Below are 19503 nucleotides of genomic sequence, written 5' to 3' on the forward strand. Positions count from 1 at the left end.
CCCCTCAGGCCTTCTCGGCCGCGGAGTCGAGCTTCAGCCGGGTCACGAAAGCCACCGAGATGTGGTCGCGAAGCGCCTTGTAGGCGGCCTGCTCGTCCCGCCGGGCGATCGCGTCCACGATCGCCGCATGCTCGGCCAGCGCCTTTTCGCCCCGCCCCTCCGCGGCGAGCGAGGTGGTCGCCATCAACGCCATCGACCGGTGCACGAGGTCGAGCTGCTGCACCAGGTAGCGGTTGTGCGACGCCAGGTGGATCTGCTTGTGAAACCGGCGGTTCGCGCGCGCAAGCGCGGACGGGTCGGCCACGAGCGCGCGGTCGTCGGCCACCATGTCGCGCAGCACCTGGATCTCTTCGGCGGTGGCGTGGCGCGCCGCGAGGCTCGCGGCCAGTCCCTCCAGTTCGCAGCGCACGACGTAAAGCTCGGCCATCTGGTTGTGGTCGAGCGACGCCACGATCAGCGACCGCCCGTCCCGGGTCAGCAGCGATTGCGTCTCGAGCCGCTGAAGCGCCTCGCGGATCGGCGTGCGCGACACGCCGAAACGTTCGGCCAACTCGGATTCCACGAGACGGTCGCCCGGCTTGTAAAGCCCGCTGTCGATCGCCTCGAGGATGAGGCTGTAGGCGTCCTTCTGCGGGGTCTTGATCTGGTCCATCGACATGTCCTTGCGTGATCGGGCAAGGATATCGGCCGCGCGGCGGGGCAACAAGGCCCGCCGCCCGCGCCCGCCCGCGGCATTGCGCGCGCCCGTGGCGCGCTCTATCTCTGCGTCATGCCCAAGGAGCATTTTTCCAGCGTGGCCCACTGGGTCTTCGACCTCGACAACACGCTCTACCCGCCCCAGGCGCGCCTCTTCGACCAGATCGAGACGCGCATGACCGCCTTCGTGATGGACGCGCTCAAGGTCGACCGGGCCGAGGCTGACCGGCTGCGCACGCAATACTGGCGCGAGCACGGAACCACCCTGGCCGGGCTGATGGAAATCCACGGGGTCGAGCCCGGTCCCTACCTCGAGACGGTCCACGACATCGACCTCGGCCATCTGGAGGCGGACGCGACGCTCGCCGCGCGGATCCGCGCCCTGCCCGGGCGGCGCATCGTCTACACCAACGGCAGCGCCCCCTACGCCGAGCGGGTGCTTGCCGCGCGGGGGCTCAAAGGGCTTTTCGACGCGGTCTACGGCGTGGAGCACGCGGGCTTCCAGCCCAAGCCCCGGCGCGCCGCCTTCGAGGCGGTCTTCGCCCGCGACGGAACGGACGCCACCCGGGCCGCGATGTTCGAGGACGACCCGCGCAACCTGGCAGAGCCCCACGCGATGGGCATGCGCACCGTCCACGTCGCGCCCGAGCCGCATGCCGCGGACCACATCCACCACCACACCGACGATCTTGGCGGCTTCCTGGGGCGGCTTCTCTGACGTCACGGAATCATGCGGGATTGCGGCAATTTGCCTGTCTTCCGCGAAGAGCCGCGGGCGCATATCTCGCGGGTGAACGAAAAGGAGACACCCGATGAGCCTTGCCGAACGCCCCCGCCCGAGCCGCGCCCTGCGCGCGCTTTTCGCCGTTCCCGTGATCGGCTGGATCGCCCGCGACCTGATGATGGGAGGGCGCGAGAATTTCTATTATCTGCTGGTCGCGCTCGTCACGCTCTGGATCATGGCCGTGGCGACCTGGGGTCTGCCCGCGCTGACGCTTCCGGCCCTCGTCATGGTGCCCGTCATCATGATCACGCTGGTGACGATCACCGTCGGAAAGTGACGCGGCCGCTGGCCGGCCCATCGCGGCCGCGCTAGGTTCGCTGCAAACAAGGGGGCGCGCCATGGATCACGACATCATCGTTACGGGCGGCGGGATCGCGGGGCTCACCGCCGCCGCCGCCTTCGGCACGGCAGGCTTCTCGGTCCTCTGCGTCGATCCCGCCCCCCCGGTGACGGAGCGTGACGCCGAAGGCTCCGACCTGCGCACCACCGCCTTCCTGCAACCGGCCCGCGCATTGCTGGACCGCGCGGGCCTGTGGGAGCGCCTCGCGCCCCACGCCATGCCGCTTCAGGTCATGCGGATCATGGACGCGGGCGGAGAGGTGGCCGAGCCGCGCGTGACACGGGATTTCGACGCGGCCGACCTCTCGGACGCGCCTTTCGGGTGGAACCTCCCCAACTGGCTCCTGCGGCGCGAGATGACCGGCCGGCTCGACGAGCTGCCCAACGTGGTCTTCCGCCCCGGCGTCGCCGCCACCGGCCTCTTCACCCGCAGCTCTGAGGCCCGGGTGCGGTTGAGCGACGGAACCACCGCCCGTGCGCGCCTTGTCGTGGCCGCCGACGGGCGGAATTCGGCCATGCGCAACGCCGCCGGGATCGGTGCGCGCACCACGCGGTTCGGGCAGAAGGCCTTGGCCTTCGCGGTCACCCACCCGATCCCGCACGAGAACGTCTCCACCGAGATCCACCGCACGGGCGGCCCGTTCACGCTGGTCCCGCTTCCGGACTGGGACGGTCGTCCCTCCTCCGCCGTGGTCTGGATGGAGGAAGGGCCCGAGGCGATGCGCCTGCTGAACCTGCCGGTCGAGGCGTTCGAGGCCGAGATGTCGGCGCGCTCGACGCATCTTCTGGGGCCGCTGACGCTCGCCTCGCGGCGCACGATCTGGCCCATCATCTCGCAGATCGCCGAGCGGTTCTGGTCGGAGCGGCTGGCGCTGATGGCCGAGGCGGCGCATGTGGTGCCGCCCATCGGGGCACAGGGGTTGAACATGTCCCTCGCCGACCTGCGCGTTCTGCTGGAGCTTGCCGAAGGCGCGCCCGACCGGCTGGGCGAGGCCGATCTCCTGCAGGCCTATCACCGCCGGCGCTACGCGGAGGTGGCCGCGCGGGTTGCGGGCGTGTCGATGCTGAACCGGGTCTCGATGCAGTCGGCGCGGCCGCTGCGGGACGCACGCGCCGCCGGGATCCAGGCGCTTTACTCGGCGGCGCCCGTGCGTAAGGCGCTGATGCAGCTTGGCCTCGGCGCGCGCGGGACGCGCGGTTCCGGCACTGCCTAGAGCGGGCCCGGGTGCCGCTCTTCCGACAGCAGCACGTTCGCCTCCACCGCGCCCGCGCCCGGCAGCGTCATGATGCGCCGGCGCAGGATCCGCTCGAAATCCGAGATGTCGCGCGCGACCACGCGCAGCCGGTAGTCGTAAAGACCGAGCACATGCTCCACCGTCTGGACCTCGGGGATGGCGGTGACCGCGCGCTCGAAATCCTCGAGGCTCGCGCGGCCCTTGGTGGCGAGCTTCACGCCGAGGAAGACGGTCACCCCATATCCCAGCGCCGCCATGTCGAGCACCACCCGGCGCCCGCGGATCGCGCCCGCCTCTTCCAGGCGCTTCAGCCGGCGCCACGTCGCGGGCTGGCTGAGCCCCAGCGCCCGGCCGAGCGCGCCGGCGCTTTGCTCCGCATCCCGGGCCAGGGCGCGCAACAGCGCCCGGTCGGTCTCGTCGAGCGCAGTCACAGCGGCACCGCCTCTCCCTCCTTGATCCGCGCCACATGCATCAGCGCCTCGATGTCGGCGATGTGCGGCAAGCTCAGGATGCGGCGGCGATAGATGTCCTGGTAATGCGCGAGATCGCGCGCGATCACCGACAGGCGCACGTCCACGCGCCCGAGAAATGTCTGGATTTCCAGAACCTCGGGCACCTTGCGCGCCTCCTCCAGGAATTCGTCGAAGGCGCGCGGCTGCGTCTTGTCGAGCGTGAAGCGCAGCGAGACCTCCACCGTGAAGCCCAGCGCACGCCAGTTGACGATGGCCTCGCGGCCCTTCAGCACGCCCGCGCTGCGCAACCGGGCAAGCCGGCGCGAGGCCACCGCCGGCGTGGTCGCCGCCCTTTCGGCAAGTGCGCTGGGCCCCAGCGCCGGGTCGGCCTGAAGATGGCGCAGCAGGCGCCGGTCAAGGTCGTCGAGCATGATGCCACGCCTTATCGGACTCCTCACGAATGAAGTTTGCGCATCATGCCGGAATACTTGTGAAAATGAAATCCTTTTCGCCGTACGATGGATAGTATCGCCGCATCGGAACACAAGGGAACCCAAGGACATGCGCGTTTATTACGACCGCGATTGCGACATCAATCTCATCAAGGACAAGAAGATCGCCATCCTGGGCTACGGCAGCCAGGGCCACGCCCATGCGCTGAACCTGCGCGACTCGGGTGCACAGCACCTGGCCGTGGCACTGCGCGAGGGGTCGGCGAGCGCGAAGAAGGCGGAGGGCGAAGGGCTGCAGGTCATGGGCATCGCCGAGGCGGCGGCGTGGTGCGACCTGATGATGTTCACCATGCCCGACGAGCTTCAGGCGGAGACCTACTACAAGCACGTCCACGACAACCTGAGGGACGGCGCGGCCATCGCCTTCGCGCATGGCCTCAACGTGCATTTCGGCCTGATCGAGCCGAAGCCCGGCGTGGATGTCATCATGATGGCCCCCAAGGGCCCGGGCCACACGGTGCGCGGCGAATATACCAAGGGCGGCGGCGTGCCGTGCCTCGTGGCGGTCGACAACGACGCCTCCGGCAAGGCGCTGGAAACCGCGCTCTCCTACTGCTCGGCCATCGGCGGCGGCCGGTCGGGCATCATCGAGACGACCTTCCAGGAAGAGTGCGAGACCGATCTTTTCGGCGAGCAGGCGGTGCTGTGCGGCGGCCTGGTGGAGCTTATCCGCTGCGGCTTCGAGACGCTGGTGGAAGCGGGCTACGCGCCCGAGATGGCCTATTTCGAGTGCCTTCACGAGGTGAAGCTGATCGTGGACCTGATCTACGAGGGCGGCATCGCCAACATGAATTACTCGATCTCCAACACGGCGGAGTTCGGCGAATACGTCTCCGGCCCGCGCGTGCTGCCCTATGACGAGACGAAGGCAAGGATGAAGGCCATCCTGACCGATATCCAGACGGGCCGTTTCACCCGCGACTGGATGCAGGAATGTTCGGTCGGTCAGCCGATGTTCAAGGCCACGCGGCGCATCAATGACGGGCACCAGATCGAACAGGTGGGTGAGACGTTGCGCGGCATGATGCCCTGGATCACGGCCGGCAAGATGGTGGATCGCTCGAAGAACTGAGCGCCGCGGCGCCCGGGCCGGCGACGGCCCGGGCGTCACGCGATTACTCGTCCTTCGTCTTGGAATCGCCGTCGCGGGCCAGCGCGCTTTTCGGCGCGTCGGGGTCCTGCTTGCGGCGCTCCGTGCGGCGCTTGCTGTCCCAGGCGATCACGGCGACGACGGCAAGCGTCAGGATCGCCAGTGTCGGAATGATGTACGCGTCCATCAGGAAACCTCCTTTCGGTCGCGGTTGCGAGGCGCAGAGCAAGGCCCGCCGAACACGGGCCGTCCCGCCTCGTTACCAATGAATGTAGGTCACGGAACCGATTTGAAAACCGCCCTTCCCCACGACCTGCCCGTGATCACCGCCCGCAGCTGGGGCATGGTCGCCACGCTCGGCCTCGTCTGGGGCGCGACCTTCATGGTAATCGAGCTCGCGCTTCAGGGGTTCACGCCGCTCTGGGTCGCGACCGGGCGGCTCACGCTCGCCGCTGCGCTCTTGTGTGCGGTCTGGGCCTTCCGGGGCGGGCCCGTGCGGCTGGTCCGCGACGATCGGGCGCGCTGGCCCTATGTTCTGACCGTCGGGCTGACCGGCACGATGCTGCCCTTCATGGCGCTCTCCTGGGGGCAGACCTACGTCACCAGCGGCTTCGCCGGGGTTTGCATGGCGGCGGTCCCGCTGATGGTGCTGCCGCTCGCGCATGTCTTCGTCCCGGGCGAGCGGCTCGGCTGGCGCCGGGTGGCGGGCTTCCTGGTGGGGTTCGCGGGGGTTGCCGTGCTCATCGGCCCGGGCGCCTTCGCCTCGACCGGCGTCGCGGGCGAGGCGCTTGGCCGGCTGGCCTGCCTCGCGGCGGCCGCCTGCTACGCGGTCAGCTCGATCCTCACCCGGCGCTGTCCGCCGATCGACCCCGTGGCGCTGGCGAGCCTCACGCTTCTGGTGGGCGCGGCGATCGCCCTGCCCGTCGCGCTGGCCGTGGACGGTCTGCCCGTCGCGCCGCCGCGCGCCGCGCTCCTCGCGCTGGTGACGCTGGCGCTCGTGCCGACGGCGGCGGCGGCGCTTCTGCGCATCGTCGTGATCCGCAGCGCGGGCCCGGTCTTCATGAACCTCGTGAACTACCAGGTGCCGGTCTGGTCCATCATGTTCGGCTGGGCGCTGCTGAACGAGCCGTTGCCGCCCTCGCTGCTGACCGCGCTCGCGCTGATCCTTGCCGGGCTGGTCCTCAGCCAGTGGCGGGCGCTGGGCGCGCTCTTCCGACGGACCGGGTGACACGCGCCGGCGATGGTGTAGGATCGGGCCGACGGCAAGACCGGCAAGGGGGGTCCATGCGACGGCGCAATCTCATTCTCGGTGCGGCGCTCTCCCTGGCGACGGGGCGCGCCGCCCTGGCGCAGTTCGATGACGACGAGGACATCGAGGTCGGTCCGAACCTCGAACTCCTGCAAGTGCCCGACATCTCGGGGCGCGACCTGGCCGGCGCGCCGCGGGGCACGGGGCGCGTGCGCCGCCTTCTGCTGCTCGGGGACGCGACGGCCGAGGTCTTCTCCCTCGACCTGCCGGCCGTGGCGCAGAACGAGCACCGCTTCGGCCTGATCACGCCCACCGTCCCGCAGCGGTTCGCCGGCGCGGAAGAGGTCGGGCGCGTGCGCCTCGGACCCGGCCCCACGCTTTTCGCCGACCTCGCCGGGGCCGGGCCCGCGCGCCAGGTCGTGATCCTCGCGGGTCCGGTGAGCTACTGGCTGCCGCTCCGCCGGCCGCGCACCCGCCTGCCACGCCTGCCCGAGGGGCTGCCGGTGGTTGGGCAAGTGCTTCGCCGGCCCGGCGAGGGCCCTCAGCCGGTCCTGATCCGCCTGGACTGGCGGCGGAACTGAGCCTCAGACCGCGCGCTCGACCGCGGCCACGACCTCGTCCACGATCGCGGCCATCAGCGCCTCGTCCTCGGCCTCGGCCATGACGCGGATCAGCGGTTCGGTTCCCGACTTCCGGATCAGAAGCCGCCCGCGCGCCCCGAGCCGGCCTTCGGCCGCACGGATCGCCTCCTGCACCGAGGCGGCCTCCAGCGGCGCCTGTCCGGCGGCGTAGCGCACGTTCTTCAGGAGCTGCGGCACCGGCTCGAACTGCCGCGCGAGGCGGCTGGCAGGCTGGCCCGTGCGCACCATCTCGGCGAGGAACTGCAAGCCCGCCATCAGCCCGTCGCCCGTCGTGGCGTGGTCGGTCATCACGATGTGCCCCGACTGCTCGCCGCCGAGGTTCCAGCCGCCCCGGCGCATCGCCTCCACCACGTAGCGGTCGCCCACGCGGGTCCGCTCGAGGCGCAGGCCCGCCGCTTCGAGGTGCCGCTCGAGCCCGAGATTGGACATCACCGTGGCGACCAGGGTGCCGTCGCGCAGACGCCCCTCGCCGGCCCAGCGCGTCGCCATGAGCGCCATGATCTGGTCGCCGTCCGCGATCTGGCCGGTCTCGTCGATCAGAACCGCCCGGTCGGCGTCGCCGTCGAGGCAGATGCCCACATCGGCGCCGTGGGCCACCACGGTTTCCGCGGCCACCTGCGGCGCGGTGGAGCCGACACCGTCATTGATGTTGAAACCGTTCGGGCGAACACCCACCGCCACCACGTCGGCGCCCAGTTCCCATAGCACCTCGGGCGCGGCCCGATAGGCGGCGCCGTTGGCGCAATCCACCACGACCTTCATCCCGTCGAGGCGCATGCCCTGCGGAAAGGTGGATTTCACCCGCTCCACGTACCGGAAGCGCCCGTCGTCGATCCGCCGCGCGCGCCCGATCTCGCCCGCCGGGGCGGCATCGACTCCCGTCTCCAGCAGCGCCTCGATCTCCAGTTCGGCCTCGTCGGACAGCTTGAAGCCGTCGGGGCCGAAGAACTTGATGCCGTTGTCGTGCGCGGGGTTGTGCGAGGCGGAGATCATGATGCCCAGGTCGGCGCGCATCGAGGGCGTCAGAAGCCCCACGGCGGGTGTCGGCACCGGGCCGAGCAGCAGCACGTTCATGCCCGTGGAGGTCAGCCCCGCGGTCAGCGCATTCTCGAACATGTAGCCCGACAGCCGCGTGTCCTTTCCGATCACCACGCGATGCACCGCGCCCGCGACCGTGTCGCGGCGGAAGTAGCGGCCCGCCGCCCGCCCCAGCCGCAGCGCCACGTCGGCCGTCATGGGGTAGCTGTTCGCGGTGCCGCGCACCCCGTCCGTGCCGAAGAACTTACGCGTCATGGTCTTCTCCGTGATGCACCGCCTGCCAGAGCCGCAGCGCCTGCGCGGTCTCGGCCACGTCGTGCACGCGCAGGATCTGCGCGCCTTGCGCCACGCCCGCGAGCGCCACGGCGATCGATCCCGGGGCGCGGCGGGCGGCCTCGGGCGCGCCGCCCAGCTTGCCGATGAAGCCCTTGCGCGAGGCCCCCAGCAGCACCGGCACGCCCAGCCCGTGAAAGAGCGCCAGCCCGCGGATGAGCGCGAGGTTGTGCGCCACGGTCTTGCCGAAGCCTATGCCCGGGTCGGCCACGATCCGCGCGCGGGCGATGCCCGCGGCCTCCGCCGCGGCGATGCGCGCCGCAAGCCCGTCGAAGACATCCAGAACCACGTCGTCGTAGCGCGGATCATCCTGCATCGTCTCCGGCGTGCCCTGCATGTGCATGAGGCAGACGGGAAGCCCGGCCTCGGCGCAATAGCCGGCAAGCGCGGGATCGTGCGTCAGCGCCGAGACGTCGTTGAGCATGCGCGCGCCGGCCTCCACGGCCGCGCGGGCCACCGCGGTCTTGCGGGTGTCGATGGAGACGGGCGCCGCCACCTTGCCGCGCAGCGCCGCGATCACCGGCGCGGTGCGCGCGATCTCCTCCTCTTCGGGCAAGGGGTGCGCGCCGGGGCGGGTGGATTCCCCGCCGACGTCGAGGATGTCCGCCCCGTCCCGCGCCATGGCCTGCGCCCGCGCGATCGCGACGCCGGCCTCGAAATGCTGCCCGCCATCCGAGAAGCTGTCGGGCGTGACGTTGAGGATGCCCATCAGGCGCGGGGCGTCCATCGCGACCCCGGCCACCTTCGGGCGCGGCACGGTCAGCGCATGGCGCCAGTCATCCGGCATCTCCGAGGCGCCGATCACCCGGGCGGGCGCGCCACGTTCCAGCCGCTCGACCCGGCTGAACCAAAGCGCGCCGCCGGCGAGGGACAACGCATCGGCCGGCCGCGCCGGACCGGACTGCAAGAGCGGTCTGAAATAGATCATCTGGCCCGGTGCATGGGCGAAAGCGCCTCGATTGGCAAGCGCCTCAGAGCCGTTCGGCCGCCTCGGGCACGCGGCGCACTGGCAGGCCCGACCCGTCCGGCGGCGTTTCGCCGATGAACAGCAGTTCCGCGGCGTCCATCTGCTGGCCGAGCCACGCGGCCAGCGCCACGGCGTCGCCCGGCTCCGCCTCCGGGGAGGCGGCAGCGTCGAGAACGATCTTCGACGGCGCCCAGACGCTGATCTGGCCGTGCTTCATCGCCCAGTCCAGTTCCGTCCGGCTTTCGACCACGACGCAGCGCGCGTCCCGGCCGGCCAGCACCCAGGCGTTCTGCTCGATGGCGAGCAGGTCGATCCGGCGCTGGGCCAGCCGCGCCCGCGTCCGTGGCGCGGGAAGCTCCGGCACGCCCACGCAAAGGATGGCCGGCCGGCCCGCCGCCTCCAGCTGGTCCAGCCAGCCCGCGAGGCGGGGCGAGGCGATGGCGGCGTTCGACAGGTAGACGATCGCCGGGTGCGGGCGATCGTCGTCGCCCACCAGGTGCAGCTCGCGCGGCAGGTCGCGCCGCGTGCGCACGATCTCGACACCGAGCGCGCCGGGCCCGCGGTCCAGTTTTTCGATGCGGACGAAGGCCCGCATCGCCTGCGGCTCGAGCAGGATGCGCTCGGCGACGCGCTCGGCGAGCGTTTCCAGAAGGTTGACACGTTCCGCGGCCAGCTCGTGGGCGATGGCCTCCGTCACGCGGTCGTAGCTCAGAATCCGGTCCACGTCGTCGTCCAGCGGCTCGGAGGCCTGGCGCACCTCCACCACCACGTTGAAGCAGATGCGCTGCGTCGTGCCCCGCTCGGCCTGGAAGGCGCCGATCTCGACCTCGACCACGTGATCGCGCAACGAGATCCGGTCGCGCGGGCGATCGTCGGCCGTGGCGATCGCCCGCTCGGCGGGATGCGCGAAGGCAAGGCGGATGTCCTGTGTCATCATGGGCTCCGGCAGCGGCAACGCCGCGGACCCTACAGCCGCCGACTGCCGGCGAACAGGGCGGTCAGCGGCATCCCGGCGCCCGTTTGCGGCCACGCGCTCAGTTCGAGGAGAGCTGCGTCGGCTTGCGGTAGAAGTGATGCACCCCGATCGTCGCCGTGCGCGGGTAGACGCGCGCCCAGCGCGGGTTCACCGCCTTGGTGTGGTAATGCGTGGCGCCCTTGGTCAGATCGCGCGGCGCGCCGTCGATCATCGCGCGAGCGACCTTTCCAACCTGTGACCATGCCGTCTTTTCGTGGATCACCTCGGGCTGGCCGTCGCAGGTGTAGGTGAACTGGCATTGATACCGCTGGCCGGTGCCCTGCTTCACGACGCCGCAGACGCTGTCGGGAAAGATCGCGCTGTCCACGCGGTTCAGGATCACCTCCGCGACGGCGAACTGGCCCTTCACGCTTTCCCCGCGGGCCTCGAAATAAAGCGCCTCGGACAGGCAGCGCCATTCCTCTCCGCCCTCGGCGGCTGATCGCGTCGAAAGCCATGTGCGCGAATAGTCGATCTCGAGCGGAGTGTCGGCCGCGGGATCGCCGGAGGCGAGGCGTTTCAGCCGCTCGCGCGGCACCGCGCCCAGCGCGGCCTGCTCCTGCCGCACGATGTGTCCCATCGGATCGAGTGAAAGCTCTGCCTGGGCCGCGGTGACCGACACCGCGAGCCCGGTCAGGGCAGCGAGAATGATACGCATGTTCTTTCCGCCGACGTTCGGCGGCCCCCACAGGTCGTCTCAATTTCGCCGCTCTATAGCGCAAGGATGTCGCAAACGTCCACCCGGGGGGCCCGGCGTCGGTGCGTCACTGCCGACCGGATAGTGTCAGGCACCAGATATTGGCGCCACAAGCCGCTCCGGCTGCGCGATCTTGTCGGCGATCGCAAGCTGCGCTGCGGCAAGACGCGCGATCGGAACACGGAAGGGAGAGCAGGAAACATAATCGAAACCGGCTTTCCGACAGAAGGCAATCGATTCGGGATGGCCGCCATGCTCGCCGCAGAGCGACAGCGTGACGTCGGGCCGCGCGGCGCGGCCCCGCTCGGCGCCGATGCTCAGAAGCTCGCCCACGCCATCCACGTCGAGCACGTGGAACGGATCCTCCGCGAAGACGCGCTGTTCGACATAGGCCGACATGAAGCGCCCGGCATCGTCGCGCGACAGCCCGTAGGTCATCTGCGTGAGGTCGTTCGTCCCGAAACTCAGGAAGGCCGCGTGCTGGGCGATGTCGCCCGCCCGCAGGCAGGCGCGCGGCGTCTCGACCATGACGCCGAGGCGGTAGCTGAACCGCGCCGCCTTTTCCGTGGAGACCGCCGCGGCCACCGAATCCACCCGGGTCTTGACGAGTTCCACCTCGCGCTTGGCCGAAACCAGCGGGATCATGATCTCGGGCACGACCGGCGCGCCCTCGCGGCTGGCTTCCACCGTCGCCTCAAAGATGGCGCGCGCCTGCATCTCGTAGATCTCGGGCACGGCGATGCCGAGCCGCACCCCGCGCATCCCCAGCATGGGGTTGTATTCTCCCATCGCCTCCACACGCCGGGTGACGTCCGACAGCGGCAGGTCCAGCGCGTCGGCGAGATCCCGCAGCCCGGCGCGGTCGGAGGGCAGGAATTCATGCAGCGGCGGATCGAAAAGCCGGATGCAGACCGGCTGACCCTGCATGATGCGGAAAAGCTCTATGAAATCGCCCCGCTGCATCGGCAGCAGGCGGTCGAGCGCCGCACGCCGGTCCTCGGGCGTGTCGGCGAAGATCATCTCGCGCATCGGCGTCAGGCGGTCGGCCTCGAAGAACATGTGCTCCGTCCGGCAGAGCCCGATACCCTGCGCCATGAAGTTCCGCGCGGTCTGCGCGTCGGCGGGCGTGTCGGCATTGGCGCGCACGCCGATGTCGCGCGCCTCGTCGGCCCAGCCCAGAAAGGTCTGGAACGCGTCGTCCAGCGCGGCCTCCACCATCGCGGGCGCCCCGGCGAGAACGTCTCCCGATGTCCCGTCCACGGTGATGATGTCGCCCTCGCGCAGCGTCCGGCCATCCGGCGCCGTGAGCTGTTTCTTGCCCATCTGGAAGCGCAACTCCGACGCGCCCACCACGCAGGGCAGGCCGAGGCCGCGCCCGATCACCGCCGCGTGGCTCGTCATGCCGCCCCGCTCGGTCAGCACCGCGACCGCCGCGTGCATCCCGCGGATGTCCGAGGGCGAGGTCTCGCGGCGGACCAGAACCGCGGCCTCGCCGCGGGCCGCCGCGGCCTGCGCGGCCTCCGCGGAAAAGACCACACGGCCCGAGGCCGCGCCCGGGCTCGCCGCCACCCCGCGGGCGAGCCGGTTGCGGCGCGCGCCGGGCGCCACCTGGCGGTGCAGGAGTTCCGAAAGCGCGCGCGGCTCGATGCGCATCAGCGCCTCGTGACGGGAGATGATCCCCTCCTCGGCAAGCTGCACCGCGATGCGCAGCGCCGCGCGCGGCGCGCGCGCGACCCGCACGCCGTCGAGGATGTAGAGCCGCCCGTTCTCCAGCGTGAATTCCACCTGCATCTCGTCGCGAAGCTTCTCGCGCATCAGCCGGCCATGGGCGAGAAGCTCGGCGAAGACCTCGGGCGCGCGCTCTTCCAGCGACGGGCCGCGCGGATCGCGCTCGAGGTAGAGCGCGGCGTCGCTTTCGCGCAGCGCCTCGCGGCCCTGGCTCTGGCTGAGATAGCGCCCGGTGACGCGGGCCTCGCCGGCGGTGCTGTCCACGAGTTGCAGCACGCCCGAGCCGCACTCGCCCGCGCCGAGGCCGAAGGCCATCTCCTGCACGACGAGGCCGAGCCCGGCATCGTCGGGCGCCCCCTTCGCGCGGCGCAGAAGCCGCGCGGTCGTGCCCTCCCAGGCGCGTGCCATGGACCTCAGCACCGCCGACAGTTGCACGGCGCGATCCTGCGGGAAAGGCTCCTCGGTCTCGTCCTCGTAGGCCCGCAGCGCCTCGCCCAGCGCCTGCTGACCCGCGCCTTCGATCTCGTCGAACATGTCGGGGTCGAGCCGCGCGACATGCACCGCATAGGCCTGCACGAACCGGAAATAGAGCGAGGTCGCGGCCTCCTCGCCAAGCGTTTCCGACAAGGCGGCGTGGCGCGCGCCGTTCATCCCGATATTGAGGATCGCCCCCGGCCCGCCCCAGTCCGGATCCTCTGACGAGGGACGCACGCAGAGCAGCGCATCCTCGGGGAAATGGCCGAGGATGGTCGCGGTATCGGGCGGCACGCCACGGGCGATGTCGCGCACCGCGGCAAAGCCCAGCGCGACGGTGTGCGGCACCGGCAGGTCCAGCCGGACGAGACGCTGCAGGCATTTCGCGCGCCCCCCGTGGGTGGGGGCGCTGATCGGCGCGTCGGCCGTCACGGCCGTGATGCGGGCCTCGTCTTGCTGCACTGCGGCACCTCCCGGGAGTTCGCGCAGCATACGCCCGGCGCGCGCGCTGGCAAGGGCCCGCTCAGCCTTCGATGCGGCGCAGGTCCGCGACCTGCAGGCACACGTCGCGGATGCGCGAGAGCAGGTTCAGCCGGTTGCGTCGCACCACCGAGTTCGAGGTGTTGACCTGCACCGCCTCGAAGAAGGCGTCCACGGCGGGGCGCATCGCCGCCATCGCGCGCATCGCCGCGCCGTGATCCTCGGCCGCGAGCGCGCGCCCGATCTCCGCCTCGGCGGCGTCGAGCGCGTCGAAGAGCGCCGTCTCCTCGGGCGCCTCGGCCAGCCTGCGGTCGGCGCCGAAGCTGTATTCCACGCCATCGGCGTCCTCGGCCTGGGTCAGGATGTTGTTGGCGCGGCGGAACCCCTGAAGCAGGTTCTCGCCCTCCTCGGTTTCAAGCAGCGCGCCCAGCGCCTCGGCCCGCGCCACCACGAGCGCGAGGTCGTCCGAACCCGGCATGGCGAGCGTGGCGTCAATCACATCGTGGCGCAGCCCCTCGCCCCGCAGATGCACCTTCAGCCGGTCGTGAAGGAAGGCCAGCAGGTCGGTGGAAAGATCGGGCACGAGATCGCCCACCGTGCGCAGGAGCGATCCGTCCTCCGTCGAGGGCGCATCCTCCTCCCCGTCGAACCGGCCCAGGACGGTGCGGAAGGCCGCGCCGAAGACGCCGTGACGGGCGACCTCGTCCAGGATGCCCTCGAGCGCCTCGATCTCCTTTTCCTCCGCGTCGTCCCGGTTGAGCGCGATCTTGTGGCGCAGAAGCTGCGCGTCGACGAAGCGGTCGAGGTTCAATCGAAGACCGTTCGCCAGCACGATGCGGATGACGCCGAGCGCCGCGCGCCGGAGCGCGAAGGGATCCTTGGAGCCGGTGGGCCGCTCGTCGATCGCCCAGAACCCCGTCAGCAGATCGATCTTGTCGGCCAGCGCCACGGCCACCGACACGGGCGCCTCGGGCACCGCGTCCGAGGGGCCGAGCGGCGCGTAATGCTCCTCCACCGCCGCGGCCACGTCGGGATCGAAACCCGCCGCCTCGGCGTAGAGCCGGCCCATGTGGCCCTGAAGCTCGGGAAACTCGAAGACCATCTCGGACATGAGATCGGCCTTGCAGATGCCGCCCGCTTCCCCCGCGCGGTCGGGCGCGGTGCCCACCGCCGGGGCGATCTCGCGGGCGAGCGCGGCGATGCGCGCGACCCGGTCGGCCTGGGAGCCCAGCTTGCCATGGAAGGTGACCGTGGAGAGCCGGTCGAGCCAGGGGTGCATGTGCTCTTCTTTCGCCACGCGCAGGTCGTTCTCCCAGAAGAACTTCGCGTCCGAGAGCCGGGCGGAAAGCACCTTGCGGTTGCCGGCGAGGATCGTGGCGCCGCCGTCGGGCGCCTCCACATTGGCCACGGTGACGAAGCGCTCGATCCGGCCCGTTGCCGGGTTCCGCACCGAGAAGAACTTCTGATGTTCCTTCATCGAAGTGCGCAGAACCTCGGGCGGCAGGTCGAGGAACTCCGCCCCGATCTCTCCCATGAGCACGACGGGCCATTCGACAAGCCCCGCCACCTCGTCCAGCAGGCCGCGGTCCTCCACCAGTTCGAGCCCGGCCGCGAAGGCGAGGTTGGCGGCGTCGTGCCGGATGTGCCCGGCGCGCTCCTCGGCGTCGAGCATCACGTTCGCGCGCTTCAGCTTCGCCGCGTATTCATCGAAATTCACGACAGGAAACGGGTCCGGCGCATGCACCCGGTGACCCCGCGTCGTGTCGCGCGCGGCGATGCCGTCCACCGTGAGCGGCACCGCCTGCGCGCCCGCCTCGTCCGAAAGGATGCACAGGATCGCGTGCAACGGCCGCACCCAGCGCAGCGTGCCCGCGCCCCAGCGCATGGATTTGGGCCAGGGAAAGTTGCGGATCACGCTCTCGAGCACCTCGGCCACGATCTCGGCCGCCTCGCGGCCCGGCGTGGTGATCCGGGCGACGTAGACGGACCCCTTCTTGTCCTCCTGGACCGAGAGATCCTCGCGCGAGAGGCCGGTGGAGCGCAGGAAGCCCTCCACCGCCTTCTCGGGCGCGTCCACGCGCGGGCCGCGCCGCGTCTCGGTGACGGCCGGCGAGCGCGCGGACAGCCCCTCCACGGCGAGCGCGAGGCGGCGCGGCGTGCGGAACGCGCCGGCCGAGGCGTAGGTGAGCCCCGCCTCCACCAGCCCGTCGGTCACGCGCGCCTTCAGGTCCTCGGCCGCGCGGGCCTGCATCCGGGCGGGGATTTCCTCGGAGAAGAGTTCGATGAGAAGATCGGGCATCAGGTCTCGCCTTGCGGTGGGGGCGGGCAGCCTTCGGGGGCGGGCTTGCCGTCGAAGACCTCCTCGCCGCAGCGGTTCAGTCGGTGCCACGCGACGCCGCGACCGTCCTCGAAGATGGCCACCACGCGATCCACGCCGTATTCGATGTTCTCCACCCCGAGGAAGGCCGTGGCGCTGCCATTCTCGAGCGCCGCGCCGATGGCCTCTGCGTCGAAGCAGTCGAACCAGCCCGGGGCGACGAGCGGCACGGCGTCCTCGATCGTGACGTAGGTCTCCGCGAGGTCCGCGCGCGGCATCGAGACGGTGAAACACGCTCGGTAGCGGATCGGCGAGCTGTCGGAGTCGATGGCGCGGAAATCGCCGTGGGCCACGGGCTCGGGCACGCCGCTTGCGCGGGCAGTCAGGCGCACGTCCTCCGGTCCCGAGGGCGGCACCTCGTCGTAGAAGGCGTGAATCTGGAGATACCAGAGCGCCGCGCCCCCGATCAGGCCGCTTGCGAGGATCAGCAGGCTGACGAGCTTCCCGGTCACCGGGTCACCTCCCTGTGGCAGGACAACGCGGCCGTGGCGCAACGGCCTGAGGGCCGTGCAATGCACGCGGAGCGCCCGTGTGACCGCCCGGGGTTACGCGGCATCGGGCGCGCTCCAGCCGCCGGCGGGGCTTGCGACGAAGGCGTCGGCGCATTTCTTCGCCAGCGCGCGCACCCGCGCGATGTAGGCCTGCCGCTCCGTGGGCGAGATCACGCCGCGCGCGTCCAGCAGGTTGAAGATGTGGCTCGCCTTGATGCACTGATCGTAGGCGGGATGCGCCATGACGATCCGCCTGCCGGTTTTCGGATCCTCCTGCGGATGGGCGAGGATCGCCTCGCATTCGGTCTCGGCGTCCTCGAAATGGCGCAGCAGCATCTCCGTCTCGGCCACGTCGAAGTTGAAGCGGCTGTATTCCTGCTCGGTCTGGTGGAACACGTCGCCGTAGCTGAGCGGGAAGGTCGCGTCGGGGGCGTTGTAGGGCATCTCCATGACGTGATCGATGCCGAGCACATACATCGCCAGCCGCTCCAGCCCGTAGGTGAGTTCGCCCGAGACGGGGTGGCAGTCATGCCCGCCCACCTGCTGGAAATAGGTGAACTGGCTCACCTCCATCCCGTCGCACCAGACCTCCCAGCCCAGCCCCCAGGCGCCCAGCGTCGGGCTTTCCCAGTCGTCCTCGACGAAGCGGATGTCGTGAAGCTCCATGTCGATGCCGATGGCGGCGAGCGATCCGAGGTAGAGCTCCTGAAGGTCGGGCGGCGACGGCTTGATGAGCACCTGGAACTGGTAATAGTGCTGCAACCGGTTCGGGTTCTCGCCGTAGCGGCCGTCGGTGGGCCGGCGCGAGGGCTGGACATAGGCTGCCGCCCACGGTTTGGGCCCCAGCGCGCGCAGCGTGGTCGCGGGGTGGAAGGTGCCCGCGCCCACCTCCATGTCGTAGGGCTGAAGCACGGCGCACCCCTTCTCGGCCCAGTAGATCTGCAGCCGCAGGAGCACCTCCTGGAAGCTGCGCGGCTTCGTCGTTGCCTCTGCCATGCCTGCCTCGCGCCTCGGGAACGCGCCTTACCTATGCCGGTGCGGCATCGCGGTCAATCGCGCCCGCGAAACGCGCCCCGGCCCGGGAAATTCCCGCTCGCAACCGCCTCGTGTTGCGGTAAACTCTCCATCGCAGGCAAGCCAACGGAAAAGAGCAGTAATGGTCAGGGTATTCGTCGTTTTCTCGCTCGTCGTGATCGGACTTCTGCGGCCCGCCGCCGCGCAACAGGCCGAGAGTGTCTTCGTGCAGGTGGAGGCGCTGCCCAGCCTCCAGGAGGCGCAGACCCGCGCGCGCGCCTACGCCGCGCGCCTGCCCGACGTGAACGGCTTCGCGCTCGGCGCGGGATGGTATGCCGTCACGCTCGGCCCCTACCCGCGCGACGACGCCTCCACGCTTCTCTTCCGCTATCGCAACGCGGGGCTGATCCCCGGCGACAGCTACATCGCGCGAAGCTCCGATTACGGGCAGCGCTTCTGGCCCGTGGGCGCGATCCAACGCGACCCCCCCGCCACCGCCCTGCCCCGCGCGGACGGGGTGGGCACCCTTGAGGCGCCCGCGCCGCTGGCAGAGCCGGAGCCCGCCGGGGAAACCCCGGCCGAGGCACGCCGGAGCGAGGCCGCGCTCACCCGCCGGGAGCGCGCGGAACTGCAGGAGGCGTTGCGCTGGGCGGGGTTCTACGGCGGTGCGATCGACGCCGCCTTCGGGCGCGGCACGCGCGGCGCCATGGCCGACTGGCAGGCGGCCAACGGCCACGAGGTCACGGGCATCCTGACGACCCGCCAGCGCGCCGCGCTGCTGGGCCAGTACAACGCGATCTTCGAGGAGCTGGGCCTTGCAAGCGTGGCCGACGCCACGGCGGGGATCGAGATGCTGATGCCCACGGCCGCGGTCACCTTCGACCGCCATGAATACCCGTTCGCCCACTACGAAGCGACAGGAGAGGTGCAGGACGCGCGCGTCCTGCTGATCAGCCAGGCCGGCGACCGCGACACGCTCGCGGGGCTCTTCGACATCATGCAGACGCTGGAAATCGTGCCGCCCGAAGGGCCGCGCACGCGGACGGGCGACCGCTTCACGCTCGAAGGCCGGAACGCCGGGATCGTCTCCTACACGGAGGCATCGCTCGAGGGCGGACGGATCAAGGGTTTCACCCTGGTCTGGCCGGCGGACGACGAGACGCGCCGCGCGCGCCTCCTCGAGGAGATGCGCGAAAGCTTCACCCGCCTCGCCGGCGTGCTGCCGCCCAGCGCGGGCAGCGACGACGCGCAGGCCGTGGACCTTGTCTCGGGGCTCGCCGTGCGGGTGCCGAGGCTCTCGCGCTCGGGCTTCTACATCGACGATCGCGGCACGGTGCTCACCACCGCCGAGGCCGTTCGGGGCTGCGGCCGGATCACGCTGGAGGGCGAGTTCGACGCGCGGGTGGTCACGCTCGACGAGGCGCTCGGCGTGGCGGTGCTGCGGCCTGTCTCCGCGCTCGCCCCCGCCGAGGTCGCGGCCTTCTCCGACGGGTCGGCGCGCCTGCGCTCCGAGGTTGCGGTCTCGGGCTACTCCTTCGGCGGCCAACTCACCGCGCCCACGCTGACCTTCGGCCGGCTCGCGGCGCTGAACGGGCTTCAGGGCGAGACGGAGATCAAGCGCCTCGACCTCGACGCGCTGCCGGGCGACGCGGGCGGGCCTGTCTTCGACGAGACCGGCGCGGTTATGGGCCTCCTGCTGCCCCGGGCCGAGGGCGACCGGCAGCTGCCCGGCGACGTCCGCTTCGCCGCCAGGTCGGACGCCCTGCGTCCCCTGATCGAGGCGGCGGGCGTCCCGGCGCGCACGGCGCAGCCGGCGGCGGCGATCGCGCCCGAGGACCTGACGCGGCGCGCGATGGACATGACCGTGCTGGTGAGCTGCTGGGAGTGACCG

The 19503-nt window shown here is 70.8% G+C and carries 19 protein-coding genes; 7 read left to right on the forward strand and 12 right to left on the reverse strand.

Features of this window, described 5'->3' with window-relative positions; translation table 11 throughout:
* Window positions 1-4: 4 nt before the first annotated feature.
* The gene (locus AB6A65_RS01485) at window positions 5-652 is read right to left on the reverse strand and encodes a GntR family transcriptional regulator (RefSeq protein WP_371036577.1); all 648 of its coding nucleotides are present in this window, start codon (window positions 650-652) and stop codon (window positions 5-7) included.
* Between the two features lie 117 nt (window positions 653-769).
* On the opposite strand from AB6A65_RS01485, the gene AB6A65_RS01490 reads away from it, so the two are divergent.
* The 3 genes from AB6A65_RS01490 (at window position 770) to AB6A65_RS01500 (ending at window position 3033) form a co-directional block, all read left to right on the forward strand.
* The gene (locus tag AB6A65_RS01490; RefSeq protein ID WP_371036578.1) at window positions 770-1414 is read left to right on the forward strand and encodes a pyrimidine 5'-nucleotidase; all 645 of its coding nucleotides are present in this window, start codon (window positions 770-772) and stop codon (window positions 1412-1414) included.
* 94 nt (window positions 1415-1508) lie between these two features.
* On the forward strand, window positions 1509-1757 hold the full coding sequence (locus AB6A65_RS01495) for a hypothetical protein (protein WP_371036579.1): 249 nt from the start codon (window positions 1509-1511) through the stop codon (window positions 1755-1757).
* Window positions 1758-1818: 61 nt separating this feature from the next.
* The gene (locus tag AB6A65_RS01500) at window positions 1819-3033 is read left to right on the forward strand and encodes a UbiH/UbiF family hydroxylase (RefSeq protein WP_371036580.1); all 1215 of its coding nucleotides are present in this window, start codon (window positions 1819-1821) and stop codon (window positions 3031-3033) included.
* Here the strand turns inward: AB6A65_RS01500 and AB6A65_RS01505 are convergent.
* Both AB6A65_RS01505 and AB6A65_RS01510 read right to left on the reverse strand, forming a co-directional pair.
* Window positions 3030-3485: an Lrp/AsnC family transcriptional regulator gene (locus AB6A65_RS01505; RefSeq protein WP_371036581.1), complete on the reverse strand. Its 456-nt coding sequence runs from the start codon at window positions 3483-3485 to the stop codon at window positions 3030-3032. The two genes, AB6A65_RS01500 and AB6A65_RS01505, sit on opposite strands and share 4 nt — an antisense overlap.
* Entirely contained in the window at window positions 3482-3937 is a 456-nt protein-coding gene (locus AB6A65_RS01510; RefSeq protein WP_371036582.1) for an Lrp/AsnC family transcriptional regulator, read from the reverse strand. Before AB6A65_RS01510 ends, AB6A65_RS01505 begins: the two co-directional genes overlap by 4 nt.
* A 130-nt stretch (window positions 3938-4067) precedes the next feature.
* Between AB6A65_RS01510 and ilvC the strand changes: the two genes are divergently transcribed.
* Window positions 4068-5090 (forward strand): ketol-acid reductoisomerase, encoded by a 1023-nt coding sequence (gene ilvC, locus AB6A65_RS01515; RefSeq protein WP_371036583.1) that lies wholly within the window; start codon window positions 4068-4070, stop codon window positions 5088-5090.
* A gap of 43 nt (window positions 5091-5133) precedes the next feature.
* Here ilvC and AB6A65_RS01520 read toward each other — a convergent pair whose 3' ends face one another.
* The gene (locus tag AB6A65_RS01520; RefSeq protein ID WP_371036584.1) at window positions 5134-5295 is read right to left on the reverse strand and encodes a hypothetical protein; all 162 of its coding nucleotides are present in this window, start codon (window positions 5293-5295) and stop codon (window positions 5134-5136) included.
* Window positions 5296-5397: 102 nt separating this feature from the next.
* Here AB6A65_RS01520 and AB6A65_RS01525 point away from each other — a divergent pair, with 102 nt between their 5' ends.
* Together AB6A65_RS01525 and AB6A65_RS01530 are read left to right on the forward strand one after the other, a co-directional pair.
* Window positions 5398-6336 (forward strand): DMT family transporter, encoded by a 939-nt coding sequence (locus AB6A65_RS01525; protein WP_371036585.1) that lies wholly within the window; start codon window positions 5398-5400, stop codon window positions 6334-6336.
* 56 nt (window positions 6337-6392) lie between these two features.
* Window positions 6393-6938, forward strand: coding sequence for a hypothetical protein (locus AB6A65_RS01530; protein ID WP_371036586.1), 546 nt, complete (start codon window positions 6393-6395; stop codon window positions 6936-6938).
* A 3-nt stretch (window positions 6939-6941) separates the two neighbouring features.
* Here the strand turns inward: AB6A65_RS01530 and glmM are convergent, their stop codons facing one another.
* The 8 genes from glmM to AB6A65_RS01570 form a co-directional block, all read right to left on the reverse strand.
* Window positions 6942-8291: a phosphoglucosamine mutase gene (gene glmM, locus AB6A65_RS01535; protein ID WP_371036587.1), complete on the reverse strand. Its 1350-nt coding sequence runs from the start codon at window positions 8289-8291 to the stop codon at window positions 6942-6944.
* Window positions 8281-9297 (reverse strand): dihydropteroate synthase, encoded by a 1017-nt coding sequence (gene folP, locus AB6A65_RS01540; RefSeq protein WP_371036588.1) that lies wholly within the window; start codon window positions 9295-9297, stop codon window positions 8281-8283. Before folP ends, glmM begins: the two co-directional genes overlap by 11 nt.
* A gap of 43 nt (window positions 9298-9340) precedes the next feature.
* A complete protein-coding gene (locus tag AB6A65_RS01545; protein ID WP_371036589.1) occupies window positions 9341-10270 on the reverse strand; it encodes a dihydroneopterin aldolase in 930 nt (309 codons plus the stop codon).
* Between the two features lie 100 nt (window positions 10271-10370).
* Window positions 10371-11009 (reverse strand): cell wall hydrolase, encoded by a 639-nt coding sequence (locus AB6A65_RS01550; protein ID WP_371036590.1) that lies wholly within the window; start codon window positions 11007-11009, stop codon window positions 10371-10373.
* A 126-nt stretch (window positions 11010-11135) separates the two neighbouring features.
* On the reverse strand, window positions 11136-13742 hold the full coding sequence (locus tag AB6A65_RS01555) for a putative PEP-binding protein (RefSeq protein ID WP_371036591.1): 2607 nt from the start codon (window positions 13740-13742) through the stop codon (window positions 11136-11138).
* Window positions 13743-13773: 31 nt separating this feature from the next.
* Window positions 13774-16029, reverse strand: a complete 2256-nt coding sequence (gene glyS / locus AB6A65_RS01560) for a glycine--tRNA ligase subunit beta (protein WP_371036592.1) — start codon at window positions 16027-16029, stop codon at window positions 13774-13776.
* Entirely contained in the window at window positions 16029-16559 is a 531-nt protein-coding gene (locus tag AB6A65_RS01565; protein WP_371036593.1) for a DUF6446 family protein, read from the reverse strand. Before AB6A65_RS01565 ends, glyS begins: the two co-directional genes overlap by 1 nt.
* Before the next feature lie 93 nt (window positions 16560-16652).
* On the reverse strand, window positions 16653-17594 hold the full coding sequence (locus AB6A65_RS01570; RefSeq protein WP_371036594.1) for a glycine--tRNA ligase subunit alpha: 942 nt from the start codon (window positions 17592-17594) through the stop codon (window positions 16653-16655).
* A 160-nt stretch (window positions 17595-17754) separates the two neighbouring features.
* Here AB6A65_RS01570 and AB6A65_RS01575 point away from each other — a divergent pair, with 160 nt between their 5' ends.
* On the forward strand, window positions 17755-19500 hold the full coding sequence (locus AB6A65_RS01575; RefSeq protein WP_371036595.1) for a trypsin-like peptidase domain-containing protein: 1746 nt from the start codon (window positions 17755-17757) through the stop codon (window positions 19498-19500).
* Window positions 19501-19503: the final 3 nt, after the last annotated feature.

The organism is Rhodosalinus sp. FB01 (genome assembly GCF_041365715.1).
GTDB lineage: Bacteria > Pseudomonadota > Alphaproteobacteria > Rhodobacterales > Rhodobacteraceae > Rhodosalinus.

Coding starts and splice junctions, on each gene's coding strand:
- ilvC (WP_371036583.1), top strand. CDS start 4,068: ATGCGCGTTTATTACGACCGCGATTGCGACATCAATCTCATCAAGGAC.
- AB6A65_RS01520 (WP_371036584.1), bottom strand. CDS start 5,295: ATGGACGCGTACATCATTCCGACACTGGCGATCCTGACGCTTGCCGTC.
- glmM (WP_371036587.1), bottom strand. CDS start 8,291: ATGACGCGTAAGTTCTTCGGCACGGACGGGGTGCGCGGCACCGCGAAC.
- folP (WP_371036588.1), bottom strand. CDS start 9,297: ATGATCTATTTCAGACCGCTCTTGCAGTCCGGTCCGGCGCGGCCGGCC.
- AB6A65_RS01500 (WP_371036580.1), top strand. CDS start 1,819: ATGGATCACGACATCATCGTTACGGGCGGCGGGATCGCGGGGCTCACC.
- AB6A65_RS01485 (WP_371036577.1), bottom strand. CDS start 652: ATGGACCAGATCAAGACCCCGCAGAAGGACGCCTACAGCCTCATCCTC.
- AB6A65_RS01495 (WP_371036579.1), top strand. CDS start 1,509: ATGAGCCTTGCCGAACGCCCCCGCCCGAGCCGCGCCCTGCGCGCGCTT.
- AB6A65_RS01550 (WP_371036590.1), bottom strand. CDS start 11,009: ATGCGTATCATTCTCGCTGCCCTGACCGGGCTCGCGGTGTCGGTCACC.
- AB6A65_RS01545 (WP_371036589.1), bottom strand. CDS start 10,270: ATGACACAGGACATCCGCCTTGCCTTCGCGCATCCCGCCGAGCGGGCG.
- AB6A65_RS01530 (WP_371036586.1), top strand. CDS start 6,393: ATGCGACGGCGCAATCTCATTCTCGGTGCGGCGCTCTCCCTGGCGACG.
- AB6A65_RS01555 (WP_371036591.1), bottom strand. CDS start 13,742: ATGCTGCGCGAACTCCCGGGAGGTGCCGCAGTGCAGCAAGACGAGGCC.
- AB6A65_RS01490 (WP_371036578.1), top strand. CDS start 770: ATGCCCAAGGAGCATTTTTCCAGCGTGGCCCACTGGGTCTTCGACCTC.
- AB6A65_RS01570 (WP_371036594.1), bottom strand. CDS start 17,594: ATGGCAGAGGCAACGACGAAGCCGCGCAGCTTCCAGGAGGTGCTCCTG.
- AB6A65_RS01575 (WP_371036595.1), top strand. CDS start 17,755: ATGGTCAGGGTATTCGTCGTTTTCTCGCTCGTCGTGATCGGACTTCTG.
- glyS (WP_371036592.1), bottom strand. CDS start 16,029: ATGCCCGATCTTCTCATCGAACTCTTCTCCGAGGAAATCCCCGCCCGG.
- AB6A65_RS01510 (WP_371036582.1), bottom strand. CDS start 3,937: ATGCTCGACGACCTTGACCGGCGCCTGCTGCGCCATCTTCAGGCCGAC.